At 59.1% G+C, this 24566-nt stretch carries 19 protein-coding genes and 1 tRNA gene; 10 read left to right on the top strand and 10 right to left on the bottom strand.

The genetic code is table 11. The annotated features are described in order from the left end of the window. Nucleotides 1-398: 398 nt before the first annotated feature. The 3 genes from ACO1XS_RS02455 to ACO1XS_RS02445 all read right to left on the bottom strand — a co-directional run bounded on the left by ACO1XS_RS02455 (nucleotide 399) and on the right by ACO1XS_RS02445 (nucleotide 6227). The gene (locus tag ACO1XS_RS02455; protein WP_486389947.1) at nucleotides 399-3110 is read right to left on the bottom strand and encodes a P-loop NTPase fold protein; all 2712 of its coding nucleotides are present in this window, start codon (nucleotides 3108-3110) and stop codon (nucleotides 399-401) included. Between the two features lie 107 nt (nucleotides 3111-3217). Further along, the gene (locus ACO1XS_RS02450) at nucleotides 3218-4045 is read right to left on the bottom strand and encodes a hypothetical protein (RefSeq protein WP_486389946.1); all 828 of its coding nucleotides are present in this window, start codon (nucleotides 4043-4045) and stop codon (nucleotides 3218-3220) included. A gap of 1162 nt (nucleotides 4046-5207) precedes the next feature. Continuing rightward, entirely contained in the window at nucleotides 5208-6227 is a 1020-nt protein-coding gene (locus ACO1XS_RS02445) for a hypothetical protein (RefSeq protein WP_486389945.1), read from the bottom strand. A 420-nt stretch (nucleotides 6228-6647) separates the two neighbouring features. Between ACO1XS_RS02445 and ACO1XS_RS02440 the strand changes: the two genes are divergently transcribed. Both ACO1XS_RS02440 and ACO1XS_RS02435 read left to right on the top strand, forming a co-directional pair. Continuing rightward, complete coding sequence (locus ACO1XS_RS02440) at nucleotides 6648-7454, top strand: HipA family kinase (RefSeq protein ID WP_486389944.1); 807 nt, start codon at nucleotides 6648-6650, stop codon at nucleotides 7452-7454. A gap of 11 nt (nucleotides 7455-7465) precedes the next feature. After that, nucleotides 7466-8368 (top strand): hypothetical protein, encoded by a 903-nt coding sequence (locus ACO1XS_RS02435; RefSeq protein WP_486389943.1) that lies wholly within the window; start codon nucleotides 7466-7468, stop codon nucleotides 8366-8368. 131 nt (nucleotides 8369-8499) lie between these two features. Here the strand turns inward: ACO1XS_RS02435 and ACO1XS_RS02430 are convergent, their stop codons facing one another. Together ACO1XS_RS02430 and ACO1XS_RS02425 are read right to left on the bottom strand one after the other, a co-directional pair. Beyond that, nucleotides 8500-9018 carry an ImmA/IrrE family metallo-endopeptidase gene (locus tag ACO1XS_RS02430; RefSeq protein ID WP_486389942.1) on the bottom strand — a complete coding sequence of 173 codons (519 nt, stop codon included), beginning with the start codon at nucleotides 9016-9018 and terminating at the stop codon, nucleotides 8500-8502. A gap of 3 nt (nucleotides 9019-9021) precedes the next feature. Next, complete coding sequence (locus ACO1XS_RS02425) at nucleotides 9022-9372, bottom strand: helix-turn-helix domain-containing protein (RefSeq protein WP_486389941.1); 351 nt, start codon at nucleotides 9370-9372, stop codon at nucleotides 9022-9024. Nucleotides 9373-9484: 112 nt separating this feature from the next. On the opposite strand from ACO1XS_RS02425, the gene ACO1XS_RS02420 reads away from it, so the two are divergent. From ACO1XS_RS02420 to ACO1XS_RS02395, 6 genes are all read left to right on the top strand, one after another. Then, the gene (locus ACO1XS_RS02420) at nucleotides 9485-9949 is read left to right on the top strand and encodes a hypothetical protein (protein ID WP_486389940.1); all 465 of its coding nucleotides are present in this window, start codon (nucleotides 9485-9487) and stop codon (nucleotides 9947-9949) included. Beyond that, complete coding sequence (locus ACO1XS_RS02415) at nucleotides 9949-10302, top strand: hypothetical protein (protein WP_486389939.1); 354 nt, start codon at nucleotides 9949-9951, stop codon at nucleotides 10300-10302. The genes ACO1XS_RS02420 and ACO1XS_RS02415 overlap by 1 nt, the downstream gene beginning before the upstream one ends. Next, nucleotides 10299-10931: a hypothetical protein gene (locus ACO1XS_RS02410; protein WP_486389950.1), complete on the top strand. Its 633-nt coding sequence runs from the start codon at nucleotides 10299-10301 to the stop codon at nucleotides 10929-10931. Before ACO1XS_RS02415 ends, ACO1XS_RS02410 begins: the two co-directional genes overlap by 4 nt. Further along, complete coding sequence (locus ACO1XS_RS02405) at nucleotides 10846-11586, top strand: HesA/MoeB/ThiF family protein (RefSeq protein WP_486389949.1); 741 nt, start codon at nucleotides 10846-10848, stop codon at nucleotides 11584-11586. The genes ACO1XS_RS02410 and ACO1XS_RS02405 overlap by 86 nt, the downstream gene beginning before the upstream one ends. 230 nt (nucleotides 11587-11816) lie before the next feature. Beyond that, entirely contained in the window at nucleotides 11817-12548 is a 732-nt protein-coding gene (locus ACO1XS_RS02400; protein WP_486389938.1) for a hypothetical protein, read from the top strand. Nucleotides 12549-12692: 144 nt separating this feature from the next. After that, the gene (locus ACO1XS_RS02395) at nucleotides 12693-13445 is read left to right on the top strand and encodes a DUF6710 family protein (protein WP_486389937.1); all 753 of its coding nucleotides are present in this window, start codon (nucleotides 12693-12695) and stop codon (nucleotides 13443-13445) included. Between the two features lie 365 nt (nucleotides 13446-13810). On the opposite strand, the gene ACO1XS_RS02390 is transcribed toward ACO1XS_RS02395, so the two are convergent. Continuing rightward, on the bottom strand, nucleotides 13811-14017 hold the full coding sequence (locus ACO1XS_RS02390; RefSeq protein ID WP_486389936.1) for a hypothetical protein: 207 nt from the start codon (nucleotides 14015-14017) through the stop codon (nucleotides 13811-13813). 529 nt (nucleotides 14018-14546) lie between these two features. On the opposite strand from ACO1XS_RS02390, the gene ACO1XS_RS02385 reads away from it, so the two are divergent. Beyond that, a complete protein-coding gene (locus ACO1XS_RS02385) occupies nucleotides 14547-16877 on the top strand; it encodes a phospholipase D family protein (RefSeq protein WP_486389935.1) in 2331 nt (776 codons plus the stop codon). A gap of 5 nt (nucleotides 16878-16882) precedes the next feature. Continuing rightward, entirely contained in the window at nucleotides 16883-18583 is a 1701-nt protein-coding gene (locus ACO1XS_RS02380) for a hypothetical protein (protein WP_486389934.1), read from the top strand. Nucleotides 18584-18965: 382 nt separating this feature from the next. Here the strand turns inward: ACO1XS_RS02380 and ACO1XS_RS02375 are convergent, their stop codons facing one another. From ACO1XS_RS02375 to ACO1XS_RS02360, 4 genes are all read right to left on the bottom strand, one after another. Next, entirely contained in the window at nucleotides 18966-20672 is a 1707-nt protein-coding gene (locus ACO1XS_RS02375) for a DUF6538 domain-containing protein (RefSeq protein WP_486389933.1), read from the bottom strand. 176 nt (nucleotides 20673-20848) lie between these two features. Further along, a tRNA-Met gene (locus ACO1XS_RS02370) sits at nucleotides 20849-20925 on the bottom strand. Nucleotides 20926-21036: 111 nt separating this feature from the next. Next, entirely contained in the window at nucleotides 21037-22695 is a 1659-nt protein-coding gene (locus ACO1XS_RS02365; protein ID WP_331566951.1) for an MFS transporter, read from the bottom strand. 255 nt (nucleotides 22696-22950) lie between these two features. Further along, on the bottom strand, nucleotides 22951-24561 hold the full coding sequence (locus ACO1XS_RS02360; RefSeq protein ID WP_331566949.1) for a sensor histidine kinase: 1611 nt from the start codon (nucleotides 24559-24561) through the stop codon (nucleotides 22951-22953). Nucleotides 24562-24566: the final 5 nt, after the last annotated feature.

The following is a 24566-nucleotide window of genomic DNA, read 5'->3' as shown; positions in this document are numbered from 1 at the left end:
CTGCCCCTGGCGAAGACCGTTGACGATTACGACGCGCTGCTGCCCTGGAAGATGCCTGCCGAGCTCCGCTGACCCGCAGCGTTACCCACCTCACACACTCCGACACCTTCTCTGAAGGGCGTCGTTCGTGGACCGCATACGCTTTATCGTGCTCATCCGCCGCAACGTTTGCGGTGAATTGACTCGACTAGTGCGGCAAGACAGATTTGCGCACAATGGGGCAGCCAGCGCTGGAGCAATACAGCTGCCTCCATGCTGGCATGCAGAGCCGGTGACATACTTGCCTGTTGACGACGCGGTCGACGTTGCGCCCAGAATCCTCGAATTCTTGGCTCCAAAATGGCATAGTGCTCGGGCCGCAGTGGGCGGCAGAATTCCGTGTGACTACCCGGCGCAAACTAGATAGTCCGTTCTTTGGGAAGTGAGTGGAGACGCTGGAAATGTTCTACTTTTTGTGAGAGCAATTTCCGTACAACCTCTGCACCTTCCCCAAGCAGGAATTGGGACGAAGACGCACAGCTATCTCCGGACAGTTCGGCTTTTGCAGCGTTGAAAAATTCCGCGTTAGCACATAGCCCGAACAACATCTGGTCCAGTACTTCGTGGGCACCTTCTGCAATCACAGCGATGATTGGCAGCACATCATAGATTTTCGTGCGCAGAATAAGTTCGTTGACAACTTTTACGACAGAACCGGGGGTCGGCGCTCCAGTTCGAAATAGATTGCGCATTGCAGTTGCGACGCTTATCGCAAAGTTGTCAGGCCGCGCCGAGGCGAGGTCGCCTTGCGACCAAATGGAAAGCGCCGCGAAACGAATGAAGTGTTCATCGGTGGTGAACGACGGCGATGTGGAGTTGTGCCTAACCCATTGCAGGAACATGCCTTCGTCCGTCAGTTCTTTCAGGAATGGCCTTGCACATTCCTTCGATACTTCCACAAGGTAAACCAGGCACGCTAGTACCTCAGAGCGTGGTAGGTCGGTGCGTGCGCGAAACACCTCAGCAGTTTTCTTGGTTACAAGTTGGAAAAACTCGGAGCCTCGTGTGCGCAATTCCTGCCGGAGGACTCTTCCTGCACGATTGTCGACGTTCATCGGTAGCGATTCCGTCACAATCCAATCGGAGAGCTTCTCGTTGTCCGCCGAAACATCAATCATAGCCAGGACGGCGGCTCCAACGGGGTCTGCCTCCAGGCTTTCGCAAATTGCAGCCCACCTTTCGATTGGAATGGGCAAGGAAATATGCCGACCTTCTGAAAGAGTGGCGGCTGTCCGGATTCTTTGGTTGGACAGTAGCTCATTCAGAGACCTTGTCCACAAATCCCACGCCCCCGGAGCTATAGGGCTGTTCGTATCAGGAATCGCAGAGATTGCATGCAGAAGACTACTCACCTTGGCCGTGGCGAAGCTAGTGTCATTGGTTAGTTGGAGGTAAGCGTCGACTCCTCCTGCTATATTCGGGTTTGACAGGTCAAGTGAACCTGTCAGCGCCATGACTCGGTCAATTCTTGGGCGGATATGATTCAAAAAGCCAGCCGAGAAGTGACCGGAAAGCGCCGGTTCAATGAACATGACCAATGCACGCAGGTACGCGAGGAAAAGCGCCTGCTCCTTCTGTGCCTCCTCAGAGGACTGGGACATCCTGGTAAGGGAGTCAATTAAGTACTGGTCCAGAATGTCATGTGCCGCCGGGCTACTCTCAAGGACCTTGTAAAGGTCGCTAGGCTCTCCCATCTCGAGTGCTCGCTGGAGATTCGGCAAAATCAGCAGATATAGAGAATCAGGTGACTTCTCTGCGTGCAGGTACAAGGTTGCGAAGTCTTGTTCAAGGGTGGGAGAGTAGTGGACTTTGGCTATGTCCGTCGGCACTTGCCATGGCCGCGCCCTCACCTGGTCACGTGACAGAATATAGGCTGCGAGTGTTGATAGCGGCATATCGCCCTGCCGCTCCGTATAGAGAGCGACCAGCTCGTTTATGAAAACGACAAGCTGCCTTGGAGTTGGCGCAGCACGCGCTGTGCTAGCATGCAGCAGCCGAGCAATGACCTCGTAGCTTCCATCTTCGTCAGCACCAAAGCAGTCTGCCAACTTCCGGGCAAGGAAGCCTTTCCAGGGCCGCAGCATTGGTAGTGGCAGCGACATACGTACTTGAAAGACCTTCTCAAGCGTATTCCCTTTGCCACCGCCAGATTCACCCCCGACGGAGAGCTTCGAAAGATAGCTTTCGCCCGCTATCGGAACGAGGAGCCATAGGCGCTTGAACCACTCGTTTTCACGGAATGCGGGATTGTCGAGGAAAGACCGTAGAAGAATCCAGACTTGCTTTGCCTCGTCCGGTTCGACGCGGTCTAAATTGTCGATAACAATGACGAGCTTTCGCTCGCGTAGGTTCAGAACGTCGCTCATGAGACGTCCGAACTCCTGTTGAAATTCTATTGACGTTGGGACAGGTTCCGTTAGCGTATCCGTCGTCTCGTCCTGAGTAGACTTCGTCAACAGGACTTGAACGTTCTTCGCACTGATTCCAAGCACGGCACAAAACAAAATAGCAGCGCCACATCCTGTTAGGCTCCAGAGTAGCCATGTTGGTGAGTCTTGAAGAGCCTTTGATATCAGATTGTAGAGAACGGGAGACAACAGCGCCCCTGTGACACCGAGAGCCAATGCAACCCGAGTGCCGGCCTCGAACTCAGGTTTTGAGCGCTTCGTAGTGCGCTTGCTCTTCCCGGAGAAAGTGTCGAGCTTTGCCTTCCACTCGCTCGCAGATTTGGACTTGGGGCGAATCCATTCGCAAGCAAGCAGGTCGTTAACCAGGCTCTCGAAGAAAGCACGTCGCACGCCATCGCCGGAATGAATCCACGCGTCGTAGACGAACGTTCGAGTCCGAGGGGCTTTTTCGGATTGCGGTGCTCGATTGGCAGATAGGCGCTTCCTAAGCATTTGAACCACGGTTGACTTGCCCGCACCCCATTCGCCGTCTAGGTGGATGCTTTTGCCTCCTTCGGATGTCTCAATCAGCGCGGCAATCGCATTCGCAATTCTCTCGTGTGCGCCGAAAGAATCTTCAATCGCGGGTTCGTCAGGAAGCAGCTTGGGTTGGCGAAATGTCATCGGAGGCGAGTCCTAGTCGCGCGCGGTATGCTAGCGCGTGTAGCGTAAGCAAACTCATTAGCAGTGAGTCTCGAGATTTGCCCGCGATTCATTGCAAACTGAAGTGCTCAGAAACAGTTGGTGTTGACCGTGTTGCCCACGCTGGTGGACGTGCAATGCACGCTGTTCAGGCGCACGGTCTGAGGCTGACGGGCGTTCACCGCCTGCATGTAGTTGGCCCACGCATTCAGCCTATTGGCGAACTGCTGATTGGCAATCTGTTGGGCCTGAATCTGCCGGTCTTGGTCCTGAATCAGGCGCGTCTCGCGGTACTGTCGGTCGGCATCCATGGCGGCCTTTCCAATGGCATATCGATGCTCCGAAAACTCGCCGTAGGTGAGCTTCTGTTGATAGAGTGCAACAACCAGCTCACTGACTTTTGCCTCAGCCGCTGTCCCGAAGGCAACCTCTTGCCGAATGAACGATTCATCCAATGGCGTTGCGTTAGGCGGAATTACGTTGACTTCACGCTCACGTGCCATACACGAATCTCGGATGGTTGCCCATTTGCGGATGAGCATGCGTTCATTCGCCGTTGGGAACGCATCCTGGGATGCATATTGAAAGGGAGGTGGGTCATCAAGCTTGCGCTGAAACTCAAGCTTGTCGCCCAGAGGGGCGAGCTCAGGGACGGCCATGTCGGCCTTGCACTGTTGATGCACGGTTTCAAACTCGGCAGCAAGGCGGTCATGCTCCGCCTTCGCAGCATCCGCGGCTTCCTTCCGGTGCAGGCTGCCTCCACCGTTCGCGTACCCGCGTGTGCCCGGCAGGCAGTCCGCCCATGGGATGCCTAATGCGCAGTCCCCGGGATGGTTGGCGAAGCCCGGTCCGACACTACTGCAGGATGCAAGCAGCGTCAAAACGCCTGAGAAGGCCATGAGTTTGGTTTTATGCACGCCGCATCCCCGAAGTTCAGTTTTTTTTACGGTTTTCAGCTGCTCTTACCGGCAGTAGTGTGCTGCGTGAACGCCGCACGCTACACGGCTGAAGATTCTACGCCACGGGCGCGGGTGTCGAAGACGTTTTCGGTTTCTTAGGGGCGTCGAAGTGGGCGTGCCAGGGAGTAGGAAACGGCTGCCGCGCGTAGATGGCAGCTAGTCACCGTCGCTCCCATCTGATTGCCTCGATTCTCTGCAACGCTTGCAGCATCCGCCTCCAGATACGGCTGAGAATTTTCCATGTGTCCTCGACGCGGGCGTAGTGCTTTCTTACAACCGACTACGCGGCCACCTTCGCCGGCCCGATGGAGAGAGTATTGGGCCAGCGAGTGTCTGGCAGACCTCGCGCATCGGAATCACGTGTCGCTGCGAAACCGTCGGGGCGTATCATCGGCGCTTAGTCTAGCCCTGGACACGAAACGCCATTTTCAGGCTCGTTCGAGGCTACGCGCTATGCTCCTCGTCATGCCCCCTATGCCAGAAAGGAAGACTCGTCCAGCTTCTGACGGTGCCTTTCTCTCGAAACGCTCTTCGTTGCTCACCGAATGAGGAAGAAAATCGGTGCATATCACGGCGCGGCGGGTCGGCTTTTTGACGAAGATACTGTCTACCTTCTGGACGCTCAGCGCCACGTCCAATCCGGTTGTCGGAAAGAAGTCCATCTCTCAGAGAAAAGTCTTTAATGTCTGGATTGTGGTGAGTGTCTTGAGCTATGGGGCGAAGCTCCCCCCTAGCCCAGCAGGACGCTGGGCTAGGGGGAGCTTCGCCCCTGAGCCTGCGCGCTGGACTGCGGAGCCGGCCTCTCGCACGGGGCGTCGGGGTCGCGTGCATCGCCCCGACTCGGCCAGACTATCCCAAGGCATGCACGCCTCGCCGCTCACCCTCTTGCCGATTGCTCCCAGGTCGCGCCCGGAGCTCCCGCTTGGCGCCATTCCGCTGGCCGCGGGGTATCTAGCCCTCTCCTCCAGCCAAGGGTATACGTCGTCGACTTTAAATGCGGTCGAATCTCTGGGTTAGGTGCCGGCGGAGGCCGCATCAGACCAGCAGCCGGAGAATGGACGGGCCGGACGCATTGGGCGATTACAACCGACGAGTGAGGTGTCGGCGAGGGTCCTTGGTCTTAGGCATCACGATACTTGTCGGCTTGATACTGACAATATCCGCACAGCGAATTGTCGTAATCATCCAATGTCAGAGCGTTTCCGCAACGCGAGCACCCTTCGGGGTCGAGCTGCATGCCGCACCAGAGGCACTTTCCCTTTGTATGTACAAACGTTGCGTGTTGGCATTCCGGGCATTCCGCGGTGGGCGGCTCTTCGCCGCTGAAAGGGTCGTAGCCGCCGACGAATTCGATAAGGGTTTCTTCGAGCAAGGGCACGATGAGTGCGCGATGTGCGCAGCTGACGCAAATGTACGTAACCTCGCCGCTTTCAAGGTCGCTGCTCTCTTCTTCGTCGCCGGACGGCTTCAGCAAGGACGACCCGCACGCCTCGCATTGCATGTCAGGCACCACCGGCAAGAGGTCGTCTGGAACGTTCAGGCCTGCCCAAGCCGCGGTACATACGGCAGCCTGAGCCTGATAGAAATCGTGATGCTTCAGCATCGTTGTCCAGGTCTCGCCGAGAAGCGTAGCCGGCGCGGAATCTAGCTCGTCCTGAATGAACGTGCTCAATACCGGGAACGTGTCGGAGAGAAATTTTCCGATTACCCCGGCCGCATTCTGGGGATGAAGGTGTTCCGCGTTGTTGCGTTCTTTTTGTAGCGCCTCGATAACCTTCCAGTCAGTTACGATGCCAAATGCATCGAAGCGCTTTTTGATATCCGGTACGTCAATCGTCGTGTTGCCGAATTTCATCGGTTGCCATTCGATACCGCCCATGCCGTCAGGCTGCGGAAGAATCTCCCCGGTCTTGAAAATCAGTTCGTAACCCTCTGCGGCGCTTCCGGCCCCGGTCGCAATCCGATACTTGAACAGCAACAAGATTCCCGCAAACAGATTGCGCAAAGCTGACAGCGCTCGGTCGGGGTCTCCGCCTTCTGCCAGCTGGCTGCGGGTGAAATCCTCGACGCCGAGCCGGATAGACGTCAGGGCATTGCTTTTGAGCTTGGCTGGGTCGAACTTTTCGGTCGCGCTCGTCATTGGATAACATGAATCTGGGTATCGAAAGCAAGAGAAATTACAGGAGGGATGGGCGCCTTTCAAGCCGTCCGGTACGAGTGCGGGAATCGGTTAAGCCTGGCCTTCGCGCCGCGTGCCCAAATGTATGCAACAGGGGGACAACGAAGAGCAGCGCAGCCAGAAGCCTGTATCTAACGTCTCACTGCCCCAGGGTAGGAGCCGAACATGCGGCAATGCCGTCAGTCTGCTCGAATGCCGCTGCTGATAAGGGGATGTACAATTCCGAGCGGTCAGGCGAATCGAGCGTAATGCTTCCATCAGAGCCGCGGTTGCCCACCAATGGGCGCAGTGCGAAATAGGCGTGAGGGGCGGCCAGCTGTAAAGAGTCGGCGGCAGCGGCCGTAATCGGCAGAGAAGAACAAAAAAGACTGAGGGCACAACATGATTCCAATTTTGCCAGCGGATGCCTGGCGGGAGTTCCGGGGTGCGGCCGCCAACAAGGGGCAGAACCACACTACCCACCAGGCGGTTATCGCCGACGCAAACGGGCGGTTGCATAAATGCTTTGTCAAAGCGGCCCCGCTCGGCAACCCCATGGTGCTCACAGAGAGCATCGCATGGATGATAGCTGCTGCCCTCGACCTGCCTCGGCCGGAGTTCGCAGCTGTCGTTCTCCTGCCCGTTGGAAGGCTTCGCCAGAGCATGCCGCTGGACCAGCATTGGATGAAGTACAAGGAGGTACCAGCTTTTTGCACTTCAGCCGTTCCCGGCAAGCACATCACCGCGCGGTGGAAGTGGCTGCAGGCCGCTCGAAAGGCTAGTGCGTTCAAGCACCGCGACATCGCCAGAATTGCTGCATTCGACCATTGGGTCGAAAACCAGGACCGCCATACCGGAAATTTTCTGCGGACGTCGGGTGGAGACTATATCCCCATCGACAACGAGCTCATTCTCTACACGCTAATCTGGCTAGCAGGCGGTCTCCAATATGCGCACAATAGTTTGCGCAAGGAGGCCCGACATCTGCTCAAGCAAGCCGGTTATACCAGGTTTGAAGCGTCGATGGCGGTGGCATCCTTGCAGCATGAGCATGCTCTCGTGCAGGTCGCACCATCGCTGGAGCAATTCATTTCGAAAGTGATTTCCGACTCGACTGAAGCAGCAACGCTGACAGCAAACGTTCTGCAGTTTCTCGGACATCGTGCTCAACGTGATTGGCTAGCCAATGAATTGGGGTGCATCGTATGAGAACCTTGTTCATGTCGACCGGCTCAGACCCTCTTGCTCATATCAGGCGACACGCGCTCGCCGTGCCTGCACCCGAATTTGAGGGTGTGTGGGCGACCATCGAATTGCAACCAGATGCTTTCGCGCCCCAACGCTACACCGTTGGAGTTATTGTCGGCACACGTGGTGGGCCGTTCAGCTTCCGTTTGCTTGATGACCTGTCGAAGTTTGAATGTATCTATGGCCGGGACGACCTTGGTCAGATTCGCGAACTCATGGAAGCGGCCGAGCAGGGCATGCTGCGTGCACAGAAGAATGGGGCGGGTCTCGAAGACGTGCCATTCGAGACGGACGCTATCTCAATCGGAAGTCAGTGGGCGACATCAGGCGTGTCTGTGGATGCTGTTCTGAGTCGGCTCTATTACGACGTCGTGCCTCTTGTGCCTCGCGAAGAACGGAAGACCCGTGAATTCATCACGCTCGACAACGCCGCTGTGCGCCGTCTTGTTGATGACGAGTTGAAGAAGATTGCCGGGTTATCGTTTGAGAGAATTAGTACCGAGCCGCAACGAGCGCTTCTCGATGAATCGACGGGGCAGTCTCACTGGCTCGAATTCAATCTCGCACCCCCCGGCAAGGCTGGGAGCGTCATCTCAGCGGTGTACAAGACTCCGACTAGCGTCGAGCTGAATTTTTTGCGCGCATCGAGAGACCTGACGACCTATGCCCGGGTGAACCGGCTTCAGGACCGAGGTCTGGGGCTTTTTGTCATGACGCCGGCAACCGACAGCATGCCCGCGCTAGACCGCGAGAGGATTGAAAATATCCTTGGCGAGCAAAGCTGGAGCCTTGAGCAACAGGGCTTCGTAGTGTCAGCCCATGATGACCCGGGCCCGCTGGCACGCGACGTTTATGAGTGGGCGTCGGTCGATTGAGGAGGCTCTCTGACAGTTAGCAAGTCCAATATGGGGCGACAATCTCACGGGGAGGTCAGCCCGGCGGTCGCGAGGATGTTTCGATGCGCACAGTGGAACGACCTCAGACGGTCTTGCGCGGCGCGTCCACCTTATTCAGGAATAAGGCACCCAAGATTTGCGAGCCGGATACCCATGGCTTGTGGGCTGACTTCAAATTGGGCCGCAAGTGCAGTTGTCACTTCTTCGGCAGAACTGTCAGGCGACTGTTTCCGGTTCTCAGCCAACTTCTTATAAACCCAATCGGAAGGCATCAACAGGGCGGCCGCAAACTGGTTGGCAGCAATTTCCTGTGGGTCTATCGCTCGGCCACTGTTCTCATCCCTTCGAAGGACCGTTCCGTCAACGAACATCTCTCCTTTGTGCTGTAAGACGAGATGCCCGAGCTCGTGGGCGATGGTAAATCGTTGGCGGGTCTTACTCTGATGAGAGTTGACTCCAATCAGACACTTCCCTGGCTGATTAACCAGGAGCCCCGACAAGTCTGATTTCAAGGTCTGAAACATGACCTTGCATCCCATTTGTTTGGCGACAAGTTCGACATCGACTGGTGCTTCCGTCACACCAGCGGTCTGAAGTGTCTCTTGTGCTTTATTTTCCGGGTTTGCCATGTTTTAGCGTTTTTCTTCGAGAGAGGCAAGAACCTCGGGCGAATCTAGGAATTCTCTAGCCCATTGTCTTTCTGTCTCGTCACCAAGTTTGGCCAGTGAACTCTCCAGCTCAGCAGGAAGCTCCGACTTCTCCTTGGTCTCACTTCTTGAAGGTAGGAGAGACGAGGGTTCTGCGTCAACGGCATCAGCCAGTTGATAAAGCATGTGCAACGAGACCTGCTGTCGTCCCTTCTCAATATTTGTGACAGACGTGCGTCCAAGCCCGACCTTCGACGCCACGTCATCCTGCGTCAGGTTGGCTTTAATTCGGCGCTCCCGCAGCGCCCGCCCGAACTCTTCATAGAACTTGTCCATGTTCGGCAGTATAACTCGCGCCGCGTATATGTCAATATTGATGACCTGTCAAGATGGCTGACATGCATCATGAAAGTCATTGTGGTTGACATGCGGATTCCTCTGGAGGACAATGCTGCTGACATCGAATGGTTCGATGTCATTGATGCAAACTTTAGAGGTAACCATGCACAACCCTGAGCAAACCCCGGGCGAACACGCCCACGGCGACCATGGCGAGCAGCCGGGCCGCTCCCTGGCGCACCATGAAGGCCACGGCGAGCAGCATGCGCACCGTGAACCGAATGGCCACCACGAGCACCACGCCCACCACGGCCACCATGAGCATCACGGTCATCACGAACACCACCCGGCGCCGCACCTCGTCACCGTCAAAATCGACAACCGTCCAGTCGAGATTGAGGCGGGCACGTATCTGGTTGCAGAGCTGAAGAAGAAACTGGGTGTTCCGGCCGACAAGGTGCTCGAAAAGGTCCTCGGCCCCGGCGACTTTCCACCTCTCGACGATACCTCGCACATTCACGTCGTCGGCGGCGAAGAGTTTCTCAGCGCAGTCCGCACCGGAAGCTCCTCGTGATGGAGGGCCTCGACGACGAACGACTACGGCCGTTGCTGGCCGTAGTCCCTGGCGCCAAGGTCTTCACGGATGGACCGGAGGTGTTCGTTCATCTGCCCGCACTACGGCTACAGGTCGGGGACAAGACCTACATCCTCGATGCGCTGCTGGCACCGAATGGGGCCAACGGCTATACGAGCCGCCTCTATCTGTCGCAACGGATTGCAGAGCGCGAGCAAATTGTCGACAAGCCCGCAAACTGGACCGAGCGCGTTATTGCCGGTCGCGTATGGCACGTCTGGTCCTGGCAAGGGGTTCCGTCGTCGCTGCCTTTGCTGGACATGCTGGGCGCACACATGGTGGCGCTTAAATGACATCCATCACGATTAGCCCGACGCTGGTCGCAGAACTTCACCGCGACCTTGACCGGCCACATGCCTTCGCCGCGGAACGGGTGGGGTTCCTCGTCTGCGAATCGACGATGGCAAACGACGCGTGGACCATCACGGCTCAGCGATACATCGCGATTCCGGACGGTGAATACGAGAACAATCCGAGGGTCGGGGCGTGCGTTTCTTCGAGCGCTTTTCGTCGCTTGCGCGCAGCGGCGCACATGAGCCCCGTGAGCATCTTTCACGTGCATCGGCACGACCACCGCGGTACGCCCGGCTTCAGCGCCGTAGATGTACACGAAAACAAGCGTTTCATCCCTGATTTTGTCAATGTTCGCCCTGAGCTACCTCATGGTGCGATTGTCTTCAGCCTCGATTCCGCGAGCGCGGTCTTCCTGGGGCCGGGACAGACGCAACTCGCAAGGGCCGGCGTATACCTGCAAAAACCTCATTCGCAAGCGGAGTTGCATCATGGACAATCGACACAGTCGTCAAAGCTTCCTCGGGGAAACGTCGGAAGCGACCATCAAGAACACGACCGTAGCAGTCATTGGATTGTGCGGTGGTGGCTCGCATGTGTCGCAGCAATTGGCGCATATTGGCGTCGGTAAGCTCGTCCTGGTTGACAGTGACTTTGCGGAAGACTCCAACCGCAACCGCATGGTCGGGCTGACCCATGCCGAAGCGCAGGCAGAGGCGCGAAAGGTCGATGTCATCAGCGCGCGCGTAGCGGCGGTCAGCCCTGAAACGCAAGTCGTCAAACACGATGGCCCGTGGAATCTCGCGCTCGACGACCTGAAAAAGGTCGACTACATCTTCGGATGTGTCGACACGATGGGGGCGCGCGACGAGCTCGAACGTTTCGCGCGTCGCTATCGCATTCCGTACATCGACGTCGGAATGGACGTCCACGGCGAAGAAGGGCGCTACTTCATCAGCGGTCAGGCCATCGCTTCGCTGCCGGGCCAGCCGTGCATGCGGTGCATGGGGTTCATAACTGATGCTGCTCTGGCCACAGAGAATGCGCGTTACGGCGCTGCCGGGGGACGCCCTCAAGTCGTCTGGCCGAACGGCGTTCTCGCCTCGACTGCTGTCGGAATTTTTATGGCGCTCCTTACCTCGTGGAACGACACGACGCCGCCGCCGATGTATGTCGAGTACGACGGCAACCGGTGCACGACCGGGCCGAGCCCTAAATTGGGCTACCTGTCGCCGGGCCTCTGTCGCCACATGGAGGGCACCGAAGGTGCGGGCGACATCTTCTAGAGGGAATTGCTTCGTTGTCTCGGGCAGATTGAAGCGTGCCTTATTCAACGCGACCAGGATGACGTACGCAAGGTGCGTGAGCAATTGAGCCCGCGTTGAGCGCCTATCCTCTCTTCCCGTAGTGACGCACCAATCGTTGCCGAGTTGGCTTGCAAGCGCACGCGGGAAGCCAACTCGGCGACGATTGGTGCGTCCGCTCGCCGATAATCCGATTTGTAGGTTTAAAAAACATGAAGCTGAATGACGCGGAACTCTCTCTGAAACCAGATACCGGCCGATTTGCATGGTGGAAGGTTCTGGCGCCTGTGCTCGGCGCAGCGACATTGTATTTTGCGTATCTCGTCGGAGTGACCTTCCAACAGACGTTTCTCGAGCGCTTCGGCATTAACCCGGGCGCATTCCCTCAGGGACGGAGTGACTATCTCGTGCTTGCGGTCCTTGCCGTCATGAAGGACCTCGACATCATCCTCGGGGCTATGTTCAAGTCGAGGCCTGTTCTGGTAGTCATCGGCGCATTGCTTATTACTGGAATTCTGGCCTTGGCACTGGGACAGGGCGCAGCCAAGCTTGGAAGGCTTCATCGCGGTCGGGCTCCCGTCAGTAAGCGCATCAAGCTGCTCGCGACCTATCTGCTCGTCCTTCCTCTGGGAGGGACATATCTCATGTTCGCACTTCCTACTTTTTTTGCCGCTGTCCTAATTTTTCCGGTGGAGCTTGGCGTCGCCGCGGCAAACGCCCTTGCGGACGATGACATCGCAGACTACATCAAGGGATGTTCTGCTCATGCACATGGTCAGCACTGCTTCCGGCTGACGGATGGAACCAGTGCAATTGCGACGGGGTTCATCATCCAGCAGTCGAAAGACACGGTCGCCCTCTGGGAGAACGGCAAGGTCAAGTTGCTACCCGTCGTGAATAGGTCTCTGGAATCTGTGGACCAGTACACTTCAAAACCAAACTGAAACGGCGGCCTCGGCGCCGCGATGAATCATCGACCTTTGTTCAATGAGTCGGCGGTTACGCGCGTGTCTGCTCAAGCAGAGGGCAGCAAGCAGACAAAACGGGGGCTGCCGCAACACAACAATTTTCCAACTACGGGGTACGGTATGAAACAAACCGCATACGAGGCCATTATCGAAATGGGAGGTGTCGTGATGTCACGAGTCCGGCGCTTCTTGGGACGAAAGCGGCGCTCGCAGTTTGAGAACATCATGGACATGGCGCGCGAGATTGCTCAACGGAATCCGGCCGCGCTGCACGACCTTGTCAATCAGTTGCTGCGTCCTTACCAGGCCGAGGCATTGGTCGGTGTCGTTGAAAACGCTGCGCACCAGGCTCCGCCAAGTATCGTTTCGTCGAGCTTCTTTTTCGATGACCGTCGCATAACCCCGTTGAGCTACGGAATTGGCGTAAAGCTCGCGCCGGATGCGTTCAGGGTCAATCTGGCAAAAGACACGATACTTCCTTGGCCGTGGAACCGGCAACGCATCGCAAGTGCGCTTGCTCACATCGGCCGAGGCAAGTCGATGGGTAAATGGAGGCAAGACCCGAATCATCAGGTCATGTTGTGGTTGCCTTGGGGAATCAGCTTCGTCGGAGGCGGGAATCATTCTATCGCCGCAGGAATCATCGCCGGAGAGGGAGAAGTCACTCCAAGCGAAGTCCGCGACATGTCGGCGTTGCTTGATTTGGTCGAGTGCGACGGCCGATATTATCGAGAAACCTCGAGCCGGAAGACTATCGCGGCGGTAGACGATGAACGCATTGCAGCCGTATTCGAAATAGGGCGGCTAATGAGACAACTGAACGTGAAGGTCAACCGCAGTGGGAAGGCAAATCGCGTCTCGGAACCCGCCTGATAGTCACTCTTTCAGCGACTCCGCGGCTGCTTCCTGCTACTTACCGGCGTCACCGTGAGGTGCGCATGCATCCGCGGCGACTTACGACATCGCCCGTCTCGACAGGCACCGACGGTCATTCGCAAATTGCTATAGCGTGCCGCCTTGAAGACCGCCATCGCTGGCGGTTCTTTTTCCGGCTAGCCCTTGTTGAGACGCTTGCGCTGCAAGGAAATGAGCTGCCCGGCGTATCCGCGGAACACGCCGAGTTCGTTGGCCACTTCCCGCACCGAGCCCGCCTTCTGCACCGCCTAGCGGTCGTAGGCAATGGCTGCTTTGCCCGGTACCTCCTGCGCGCGGAACAGCGAGCGAACCTGCGAAGCGTGTTAGGTCTTCGTTTGTGCCAGCTCAGCCTTCAAGTTTTCAATCTGAGTGCCCTGCTGCGCTAATCCCGCGCGTAACTCCGTCACCTCCTCTTTCAGCGCACCGACTTTCGTATCGGTGTCCGCCATCTTTTCAGTCGCCAGCCTGAAGCCGACTGTCACAGTCCGCATGAGCTGCTCCAATGCGGGGTCTCTCGACTCGTCGCTCATAGGTGCTCCGTGCAAAGTTGAGGGACTCTAAATAGTACGTGCCGCGTACCGGAAATCCGTTCGACGGACCACGTAATGCGGCGAAAATCCTTCTAGACAAATCTTCCTTTCTGGGCCGATATGAGGCTGAACGTCGCAGGGAGCGCTGAAAGCTCATCGTTAGACGTTGAGCCAGGAGTAAAATTTCGCAAGAATTTGCCGTTAATAAGTCGCCCTTTCCGAAACAGGCAAGAGGCCCCAATAGCGAGAGACCATGCGGACTGCCTCAAGGACAAGCGGCAGCCGCCCGAGGAGCGGGGTTATGCAACGGACACTGTTGTCGCTCATACAGGAAGCGAAGCCGCGACGCGCGCTCTTCACCTCCTACACCTTCAGCATTTTCTGGTTCGAAACCTTTCTTTTACCGGCGCTGCGCAATTGTGGCTGCGAGCAGATTGACGTCCTGGTCGACGCGCGCGAAGCCCAAAAGTCGACAGAGGAAGCAACGAGCCTCCACGCGGGTACGGCATATCGGGTCATCCCGGTCGACATGCAGGGCGCCGCGGTATTTCACCCCAAACTCGTCTACATGCAAGGCGATGCCTACGACAGCCTCGTGGTGTCGAGCGCCAACCTGACACTCGCGGGACACGGGAAAAATCTGGAAGTGCTCGATGCCGTCAGCTCGAAAGAGGAGCCCGCCGTTTTTGGGGAGTTTGCAGCGTTCCTCGGCGCGCTGCAGCGCGAGCACGAGTTTTCGGCGGAAAACGGCGCCATCCTCACGGGCTATCGGCACAGAGCGCAGGCCCTTCGCGACGCCGCTGGCGAGATTGATGAGACCGCACGCAAGACCTGGTTTATCCATACCATCGACCAGCCTGCTGCCGACCAGTTTGCCGTGTTGGCGGACCGGATTCGGCGTCCTGAAACGTTGACCGTCTTGTCGCCGTATCACAGCCCTTCCGGACAACCGGTTCAGGACCTCGCGGCTGCCGTGCGGGCCTTCAGCGTACGGGTCGGTGTGAATGCCAAGACTCTCTTTGCGCCTTTCGATGAAGAGTTGACGGTCTTTACCGAGCCTGTCGAATATGTCGTGGCTGAAACGGAGAATCCGTTTCGATTTCCGCATGCGAAGTGCTTCGAGCTGGAAGGCTCGAATGGCTTTCTCGTTATGACGGGCTCGGTGAACGCCACCTCGCAGAGTCTGGAAACCACCATGAACGTCGAGGTGTCGCTCGTCCGCTTTCTCAAGAAGTCGCCGTTTAACTGGGAGGTTGTCGAGCCGACTGCTTTCCAGCCATGTGACTTCTCGGCGGTGGGGCGAATGGGGCCGAGTTTCGCTCTCCAGGCGACATGGACGCCGGCCCAGCGGATTGTCGGCGTACTGAAGCCCGCGCAGGGCGAAATGAAGGTCGAGCTGTCCGTCTGGGAAGGTGCGAAATGTCTCGAAACCATCCGGTCCGTTCCGTTGGATGCACAGGGCGCGTTCAACGTGCGGATGAAAGACTACTTCGACACCGAACGTGCGCTTCGCCTGGTGCTGCGCGGCGACGGAATTGAGGCATCCACCTGGATTAACATCGAGTTCGCACTCACGGCTGATGAGTCCGAGCGCAAACTCATCCGCGCGGCGAATCGAATGCGGGCCGGGGATTATCACCTCGATGACATCACGACCATTTTCGCGTGGCTGCAAGGTCTGCAAACGAAGGCGCAGGTCGGCGCGCCTGCGGGCGGAGCCGTTCGCACTGGTCCGGGAACGAGAGAGTCAGCCGACACCGCTGCCCGCCCCAAAATCACCTACGACGAGTGGCGCAAGAGCGTCGAACAATTCGGAGCGTTCGCGCGCTCGGCCGATGTCGCGCGCGTTTCCCTAGAGGCCGCCTTCAGGTGGCTGAATCGGGACCTCGACCTGTTGCCTGAAGACGATGCGACTGAAAAGGCTGAGCCTCCCCGTGAACCGGGCAAGGCTGAACGCAAGAGCGCGCCGCTGAGCACGGGACACCGTATGCGCCTACTCACGACCGAGGATGACGAATACGACGGCGATGACGATGAAGGTGGGGATGACCCCGGTGCGCAGGTCGAAGAGCAGAGCAAGACGTTGTTCCAGCGGCTCATGGAGAGTTTGCCGCGCGCGCTTTCGCGGGACGCTCAATCGGCAATCGTGCCCATGATGGTCGAGCTGGCCGGTTGCGCGGTGCTCAAACGCGCGCTCGCGCACCGCACGAAGGTGGAGGGCGTACTGCCTCCCGTTGAGCCGCTCGTCATTGACGCGTGGCTTCAGCAGTATTCGGCGTTCGCCTACAGTGCGGAAAACCGGGAGCGACTCCTGCCGTTCTTCTGCGCGATGGCGTGCTGTGCCGCGCACTACCATCCCGATTCGCAACTGCAAAGCCTGAAGGAATCGCTCGAGCGCCTTGCCGGCCGGGCTCTGGCCGCTGGGGAAAATGAAGCACTCGCGCGTCTCGCGCTTGGCTCGCCACGCTTCCTGCGTGTGCCTGTGGCTGACCGCGAGGCGATTGCGACCAGTGCGCAGGTAGTCGAGATGTGTGAGACGTTGTCTCAGCAACTGCTGGCCCTCATCGCGAGCATACTCGGCCAGGCGACACCGGCTCCGATGGTACCGCGCGAATATGCCGATGTGTTTGCAGCACTGCGTCAGAAGCGCAAGGACAAGGCCGCCGCCTTCGGAGTCGTTCGCGCGAAGGGAGTCGAGTGCCCATGCTGTCGGTTGGCCGTGCATACCGACGACCTGCGCACGTTGCGCAACACGCGTGCATTCGTTTGCAAAGGTATGTACTGCGGAAGGCCGCTGTTCTACGAACTGGATGCCGCACAGCTCGACCGGAACGGCCTTGCGGGCCGTTATAAGGGATAACGACCATGCTTGACCAGCCGCTTTTCACGCAGTACCTCGACGATACCCAATCCGTTGACCCGCTGGGCACGGCAGCCTCAGTCGAGGCGCTTTACCGCTCTATCTACCCCGGCATCAACAACGCTGTCGAATTCATCCGTGTGTATTCGGCAATCTGCTGGATGGTGCGCCAGATTGACACGACGGCTAGAAAGGCCCGGAATCCCGACATCGCAGCGCTCTCGGCAGCAGGCCTTGAGAAGATTCAACTGCTGCTTACCTGGTATAACCGCATGCAGGAAGTTGGAGGGCTCGCTGGCGCAGACCGCACGTTCCCGACGGACAACAGCCGAGTCACGCTCAGCTTCGAAGAATTGCCCGGCAATCTGACTGCCCGCAGGCTCGAAGTCGACCCGGACTATGTTGTTCGGGATGGCGGCGCGCACTTCCTGACCGCACCGCAATACCGGCCGAGTCTGGTGCGTGGCATGCGCTTCCTTGAAGAAGTGCCTGCGTTGCCCGGGACCTACCGTCTCAGCGGCGCCGGAGAGGAACTTGCCGACGGCTACGAGGAGGCAATCAAGACCCATCCGCGCAGGAACTGGCTGGCAAACCTCAATCAGGTGACTGTTCGACGCGATGAAGTGGTCGAAATGGGCGAGATGCTGGACCTGCTGAATCCGTCTGAAGGAGAAATCGCTGCATTCGTAAAACAGTTTTACCCTGACGACGAGAGCGAGGTTATCGGCGCGCGTTGGGAGAACCGTTGGTCAGGCCTGACTCTCGCCCTGCGAGCCCTCGAGGCAGAGCAACCTCACGCGCGCGAGGCGGGTGCACGCGGCGTGCCGCTCAACACCATCCGCTACACGATGGCGCGCGGATATAGTCTCGCTGGCACGGCGCTGAACCTCAATGAGATTGACGAAGTTCAAGGGTGGTGGGCGAACCTGCAACTGCGCCAATATCTGCGCCTTGCTCTCGAGACTCTTGGCAGGTGTGTCCAGTGCTGGATTCACGATGCGGTCGTGGATGAACAGCCGCGTGATATCTCTGACTGCGCGCGTAGCTTGGGTGCGCGACTCGTTGAAACGCTTCCCGAACAGCATCGTAAGGGTGTCGGTGCGCTGGCAGACCAACTCCGCTCCCTGCAGCGAACGTACGGTAGCTTCTTTGAGGCAGCACCGTTTGTGAAGGAGCTGCGCCTCGAGGATTTACTCGCGCGGCTGGAGGGGGTGTGCAATTTCGGTCAGCGCACAGAGGATGAAAAGCTTGCCTTGCGCGAGGTCTATATTGCGCTCGTCTACTGCGCAGTGGAGGCGGAGAACCTCCTGGCCAATGAGTATGTCGTGCAGGAATTCGAAAACGACCGGCTGCCCCTGAGCGTGTTGCGCGGTCTTCTGATGCAGTTCAGTGACGCTCCGCCGTCGGAGTTCATCGCTCATGTGGTGCAGTTCTATGTCATCCTCCTGCACTTCGCAGTAGTGCGGGAGCGGACATACGACGGCCGCAACCGGTTCTTCTTCATCCAGGGTGACAACGGACTCGAGCGCGTGGCGAGCAAGGGGGGCGTGGGCAGCGTCACAATCATGCAAGACCGCCTGTTTCACGCGATGCTGCTGCTCGCGCAGTGCGGGTTGGTCCGTCAGTTCGACGATGGCACCTTTGCCCTTACGGCAGCAGGGCGAAAGCGGTTGCGGGACGCCGCTCGGACCGCCGAAGCAGCGTAACGCCGACGCCGCGCCAAGCGGCGCGCTGTCATGGCAACGGTGCGCAACTCGGCATCGTTGGGCTTCTGCTAGCGTTCGATGAACGACTGCATTACGTTCTTGTTTGTCTGCGAGAAGAGCGTCGCAGGTTTCACCTGACGGGCGGTACATAAGTACGGACCTTTGTACCGGCTTGACCGCGGGAAGAGCTCTCATTCTTGCTAAGAAGACTCTTTTTCAGGGTTTTTAAAGTAGCTCCTTAGGGTGAGGAAAGCTCTTTTTAAAGATTTTAGCGAGTGGGGTTTATATCTTTCCTGCTTCATTCATGCAAAGAAAAGCCGGCCGCATGAGCGGCCGGCCAACGTCGTAGACTCTGGATGTTGTGCCAGAGCGTGAACCAGGATTATGTCCGACCCGCGTAGGGCAGGTGGCCAAGCTCAAGTCCGGGAAAATCCAGCTTCTCCATCGCTTCGATGAGCAGTGCAAACGGCAGCCGTTTGAACCCACCTTCCTTCCTGCCATAACGGCTGTCAGGCGCGTGCCCAATCAGTTCGTCGATGACATGCCCGCTGATGCCCGCCAGCTCGCCAAACGTCTGGAACGTGTGGCGGAAACTGTGATACACGAGCGCAGGGTCCGTGAGGCCGATGGGCGAGCGCAGGTATTCGTTGAACCAATTGCTGAACACGGCACCGCGCTTCTCGTACTGGTTGGTCGAGAGGTCAGGGAAGAGCCATGCCGAGCCGCCGGCTGGCCGGCGGGATTCGACGTAGTCGAGCCAGCCGAGTCGCAGCAGGTTACGGTGGACCGGGACGTGGCGCATGACGGTCCGGTTCCCGGTGCGGGCCTCGCGCTTCGAGTCGTGCAGGTGCAGACACCATACGCCCTCGCGCTGGACCACGTCGGCGACCGTGAGCCGGCACAAGTCTTCGACCCGGGCGCCGGTATGCGGACCAAGCAGCGGCAGCCAGTACGCGGCGTCGCCACCTCCTTTTCCCGGACGATGGCCCTGCGTATACACGGGGCAGGAGAAGACCTGGTTCAACTGGTCCATCATGAATGCCGTGCGTACCGTCTTCCGGTTGAGTTCGACCACCTTGGCGGGATATTTCATGCCGCTGAACGGGTTGCGGGCCAGCTGCGTCAGCTTCTTGCGCATGGCGAGCGTGATGAGCGGCGACAGCAGCGACAGAATCGTGTTCACGCGACCGTGCTCGAGCTCGTCCTTTTCCAGGCAGAGCGTCTTGAATCGTTCAACGTGGTCGGACGTCAGGGCCGACAGGGGCAGCTCGCCCACATGCGACTTGAAACGCTGTGTCTGCGCCGTCACGTCATGGACGGTTTTCGGCGAGGGCATCCGCTCCTCCTTCCAGCATTTCAGCGCGGCTTCCCATGTATCGTTTTCGTCGACCAGCGGAATCAGTTCGGGCGTCTCGCTGACGTCGCCCTCGAGGCGCCGCAGTTCTTCTTCCACGACAGCCAGCTGCGCGTCGGCGATGGCCTTCAGCAAAGTAGCGAACTCGGCCGACGCCGCGGGCAGCCAGGCGCGCTCCCACGTCAGATGCTCCTCGACGGCCTCGCGGACGTCCGAAAAGTCGTCCGACGCCCGGGCCCGGCGCAGCTGCCGGCGCGCCTCCTGCAGGAGGGCCGTGTGCGCCTCGTCGTCGTAGTCGTCTTTGTCGGCTTCGGCTTCGTCGCTCTCTTTCTCGAAGTAAGTCGGACGTGCTTCGTCATCATTCGCCAGTGCGTTGACGGTGTAGCGCTCGACCAGTCGGGGAATGTGCGCGGCGTCAAGGCGGGTCGTGCCCGGCGGCTGCACGGACGGGTGGTACGGGTGGGGCGCGTCGTCGCCCGCCGGACGCAGGCCATGCGGCAGCCAGTTCTCGCCGGTCGCCGTGGCCGCGTTGGCGGCGGCCCGTGCCGGGGCGACGAGGCGTTCATATTGCAGCGCGGCCATCGGCAGGCGGGTGATGGCCACCTCCTTGCTGGACGTTTCGAGGCTGAGCCAGAAGTCCTTGCGTTGGAGCAGGGATTGCAGTTCGAGCGGAATTTTGCGACGGAAATAGTAGTTCGACGAACCGCGACGGGGGGCGAGGTAGGGGTGTTTCACGGTGTGCTCTCCACATTGAGGTAACAGTGGCGTGTAGCACCCGCTTCCGGAAAAGCGCACCGCACCTAAAACGGTTGGCCGCTTTAGATGCGTAATGCGCCTGTTCGGGCGCATTCCCGGCATTCCAGAACAAAAAAGCCGCTGCTTCGTGAGAAGCAGCGGCTTTTTCTTACAACTGGTGGCGAATCAGGGATTCGAACCCCGGACCTGCGGATTATGATTCCGTCGCTCTAACCGACTGAGCTAATTCGCCGAAAGAAGGACGATTATCGTTAGGACGGGCGGTGCTGTCAAGTGCTGGGATTCATCCGTGCCCCCCCCCTTGCAACCCTCACCCGCCGTTGGTCCCTCGCCGCTCCCCGCCTCAATCCCGCGAGTAGATATTGGAGTCCTTCGTCTCCTTGACGAACAGCATCCCGATCACGAACGTGATCAACGCTACCGCCACCGGATACCAGAGCCCCGAGTAGATATTTCCCTGAGTCGCAACGATCGCGAACGCCGTCGCCGGCAGGAAGCCGCCGAACCAACCGTTACCGATGTGATAGGGCAGCGACATCGACGTGTACCGAATCCGCGTCGGGAACATCTCCACGAGCATCGCCGCGATCGGACCGTACACCATCGTCACGTAGATCACGAGCAGCGTCAGGATCACCACCGTCATCGGCCAGTTCAACTGCGACGGATCGGCCTTCGCCGGATACCCCGCACCCTTGAGGGTCGAGGCCAGCGTCTTCGTGAACGCCGCGCCTTTCGCTTTCGCGTCGGGCGCCTTGCCGTCATAGGATTCCAGCACCGCATCCCCCACCTTCACCTGGGCGATGGTGCCCGCGGGCGCTGCAACGTTCGAGTAGTTCAAGCCCGATTTCGCCAACGCGCTCTTCGCGATGTCGCAAGAACTCGTGAAGCTCGCGGTGCCGACGGGGTTGAACTGGAACGAGCACTCGTCCGGATTGGCGACGACGACGATGGGCGACTTTTGCGTCGCGGCTTCCAACGCCGGATTGGCGAAGTGCGTGAGTGCCTTGAACAGCGGGAAGTAGGTCAGTGCGGCAATCAGGCAGCCGGCCATGATGATCGGCTTGCGGCCGATACGATCCGACAGCGAACCGAAGAACACGAAAAACGGCGTGCCGATCAACAAGGCCAGCGCGATCAGGATATTGGCGCTCGCGCCATCGACCTTGAGCGTCTGCGTCAGGAAAAAGAGCGCATAGAACTGGCCCGTGTACCAGACCACAGCCTGGCCGGCCGTCAGGCCGATGAGCGCAAGAATCACGATCTTCAGGTTCTTCCACTGGCCGAATGCCTCGGTGAGCGGTGCCTTCGAAGTCTTGCCCTCAGCCTTGATCCGGAGGAACGCCGGCGATTCGCTCAATTGCAGCCGGATCCAGACCGACACGGCGAGCAGGAGCAGCGATGCGATGAACGGAATACGCCAGCCCCAGCTCGCGAACGATTCTTCTCCGATGGACGTGCGAATGCCGAGAATCACGAGCAGCGAGAGGAACAGGCCGAGCGTGGCCGTCGTCTGGATCCACGACGTGTAGTAGCCGCGCCGGTTGGCCGGGGCATGTTCAGCGACATAGGTTGCCGCGCCGCCGTACTCGCCGCCGAGCGCGAGGCCCTGCAAAAGCCGCATCGCGATGAAGATCACCGGAGACGCAAACCCTATCGACGCATATCCCGGCAGGAGGCCGACCACGAACGTCGAGAGACCCATGATCACGATCGTGATCAAGAACGTGTGCTTGCGGCCGACAAGATCGCCGAGCCGACCGAACACGAGTGCGCCGAACGGCCGCACGGCAAAGCCGGCCGCGAAACCGAGCAACGTAAAGATGAAGCCGGCGGTGGGATTGACGCCCGCGAAAAAGCTCTTGCTGATATAGACGGCGAGCGAGCCCGCCAGATAGAAGTCGTACCACTCGAAAACAGTGCCGAGCGACGACGCGAAGATCACCTTCTTCTCGTCGGCGCTCATCGGCGCGTGCGAAATGTGCCCGCCTACCGTTGCCATGTGTGTCTCCTCATATTGGACAGCAGTTCCATATGTCCAAATTTGGGACACACGGCTGCTTGCGGTCGATTATTGGAAGGCAAACTTACGTCGGACTGACGCCAGGACCGGCTGCTGGTTTACGCCTATGCCAAGCGGCGTTTTAGGTATCGCCGCGTATTTGTCGGGAACATCGCTCAATTTCGCCTAAAACGCTTCTGCGGGTGGCGGGCTCACGGCGGGCCGACGACATGCCCGGAATCGGGCCGGCAATATTCAGGGTAAATCCGGGGTGCCTTCGATGAGCGGCAGACTGATTCGCACGAGCGTGCCCGCGAGTCGGGGCGAGGTTTGGTAGACGTGGTCGTCGATCGTCAGCGTGCCCCCGTGCATCGTCGAGATTTCCCGCACGATGGCCAGCCCGAGCCCGCTTCCGTCGCCTTCGCGCCCGAGAATCCGATAGAACCGCTCGACGACTTTCGGCCGTTCCGCAGGGGCGATGCCGGGTCCCGTGTCCTCGACTTCGAGATGAACCAACCGCTTGGCGCGCTCGAGCACCACGCGCACGGTGATGCGCCCGCCAGTTGGGGTATAGCGGATGGCGTTATCGATCACGTTCGAAAGCATCTCGCGGAGCATGACGGCATTACCAGCGACCATGGCGGGCGGATCGCGGCCCTCCTCGGGCCCCTCGTAGCCGAGATCCATCTGTTTGGCCAGTGCGGCGCGTACCCAGTCGCGCACAGCCAATCGCGCGAGATGCGCAATCTCGATGGGCGCGAAGATTTGCCCCGACATGCGATTTTCGGCGCGCGCAAGGGCGAGCAACTGCGTCACGAGCCGCGCCGCCTGGTCGGAACTTGCCGCAATCTGTTCGAGCGATAGACGCACCTCGGGCGATACGTCCTGCCGCAATGCCAGCTCGGCTTGCGTGTGCAGACCGGCAAGCGGCGTTTTCATCTGATGCGCCGCGTCGGCAATGAAGCGCTTTTGCAGATCGATGTTCTGCGCGAGGCGCGTGAGCAGATCGTTGAACGAGGTGACGAGCGGCTCGATCTCGGGTGGCGCGCGCTGCGCTTCGAGTGGCGACAAGTCGTCGGGCCGGCGTGCGCGCAAGTTGGCCTGCAGCGCCGTCAGCGGCGCAAGCCCGCGCGAAAGGCCGAACCATACCAACACGATCGCAAGCGGCAGAATCACGAACTGCGGCAGGATCACGCCCTTGATGATGTCGTTGGCGAGCGCGCTGCGCTTGTCGAACGTTTCACCGACTTGCACCAGCACCGTTTGCCCGGCCGGAGAGACCGGCAATTCCACGCTCGTATACGCGATACGGATATCGTTGCCGTGCAAGATCGCGTCACGGAATTCGACGATACCGGGCTGAGGGCGATCGTCATCGGCCGGCTGCGGCATATCGGGCACGCCCGCAACGAGCTCGCCGCGTGTGCCGAGCACCTGGTAGAAAACCTTGTCGGTGTTGTCGCCATTCAGAAAGTCGCGCGCGGCAGCGGGCAGCGAGAGTTCCGCCACGCCGCCCACCGGATGGATCTGGCGCGCGAGCACATAGGCATCGGTCTCGAGCGCGCGATCGAACGGACCATTGGCGATCGTCTTCGCCACGAGGTAGGTCACCGCAATGCTCATCGGCCAGAGCAGCAACAGCGGCGCGAGCATCCAGTCGAGAATCTCCCCGAAAAGCGAGCGCGGCCGCTCCGGCCCGCCCGCATCGGCTTCGTCGGGCGGTGCGTACGGATTGGCGGCGGGCGTATGCGCGGCGCTGTCGGGTGTCTTGCTCGCTGCCGCGGATGCGTCGTGCGAGCCGGCCGAGGGTGCCGGGCGCGAGCGCGGTGGCGCGCCGTCGTCCTGTGTCGAGACGCGCGAACCCATTACAT

The sequence above is a fragment of the Trinickia sp. genome (assembly GCF_057351765.1).
Note: the sequence above shows the minus strand (reverse complement) of the source record. Positions and strands in the feature narration are given on the sequence as shown.

Excerpts from the sequence above, each read along its gene's own strand:
- ACO1XS_RS02440 (WP_486389944.1), top strand. The coding sequence starts at position 6,648 with ATGATTCCAATTTTGCCAGCGGATGCCTGGCGGGAGTTCCGGGGTGCG.
- ACO1XS_RS02385 (WP_486389935.1), top strand. The coding sequence starts at position 14,547 with ATGCAGGGCGCCGCGGTATTTCACCCCAAACTCGTCTACATGCAAGGC.
- ACO1XS_RS02420 (WP_486389940.1), top strand. The coding sequence starts at position 9,485 with ATGCTGCTGACATCGAATGGTTCGATGTCATTGATGCAAACTTTAGAG.
- ACO1XS_RS02395 (WP_486389937.1), top strand. The coding sequence starts at position 12,693 with ATGAAACAAACCGCATACGAGGCCATTATCGAAATGGGAGGTGTCGTG.
- ACO1XS_RS02400 (WP_486389938.1), top strand. The coding sequence starts at position 11,817 with ATGAAGCTGAATGACGCGGAACTCTCTCTGAAACCAGATACCGGCCGA.
- ACO1XS_RS02380 (WP_486389934.1), top strand. The coding sequence starts at position 16,883 with ATGCTTGACCAGCCGCTTTTCACGCAGTACCTCGACGATACCCAATCC.
- ACO1XS_RS02365 (WP_331566951.1), bottom strand. The coding sequence starts at position 22,695 with ATGGCAACGGTAGGCGGGCACATTTCGCACGCGCCGATGAGCGCCGAC.
- ACO1XS_RS02435 (WP_486389943.1), top strand. The coding sequence starts at position 7,466 with ATGTCGACCGGCTCAGACCCTCTTGCTCATATCAGGCGACACGCGCTC.
- ACO1XS_RS02410 (WP_486389950.1), top strand. The coding sequence starts at position 10,299 with ATGACATCCATCACGATTAGCCCGACGCTGGTCGCAGAACTTCACCGC.
- ACO1XS_RS02360 (WP_331566949.1), bottom strand. The coding sequence starts at position 24,561 with ATGGGTTCGCGCGTCTCGACACAGGACGACGGCGCGCCACCGCGCTCG.
- ACO1XS_RS02390 (WP_486389936.1), bottom strand. The coding sequence starts at position 14,017 with ATGAGCGACGAGTCGAGAGACCCCGCATTGGAGCAGCTCATGCGGACT.
- ACO1XS_RS02425 (WP_486389941.1), bottom strand. The coding sequence starts at position 9,372 with ATGGACAAGTTCTATGAAGAGTTCGGGCGGGCGCTGCGGGAGCGCCGA.
- ACO1XS_RS02445 (WP_486389945.1), bottom strand. The coding sequence starts at position 6,227 with ATGACGAGCGCGACCGAAAAGTTCGACCCAGCCAAGCTCAAAAGCAAT.
- ACO1XS_RS02430 (WP_486389942.1), bottom strand. The coding sequence starts at position 9,018 with ATGGCAAACCCGGAAAATAAAGCACAAGAGACACTTCAGACCGCTGGT.
- ACO1XS_RS02415 (WP_486389939.1), top strand. The coding sequence starts at position 9,949 with ATGGAGGGCCTCGACGACGAACGACTACGGCCGTTGCTGGCCGTAGTC.
- ACO1XS_RS02455 (WP_486389947.1), bottom strand. The coding sequence starts at position 3,110 with ATGACATTTCGCCAACCCAAGCTGCTTCCTGACGAACCCGCGATTGAA.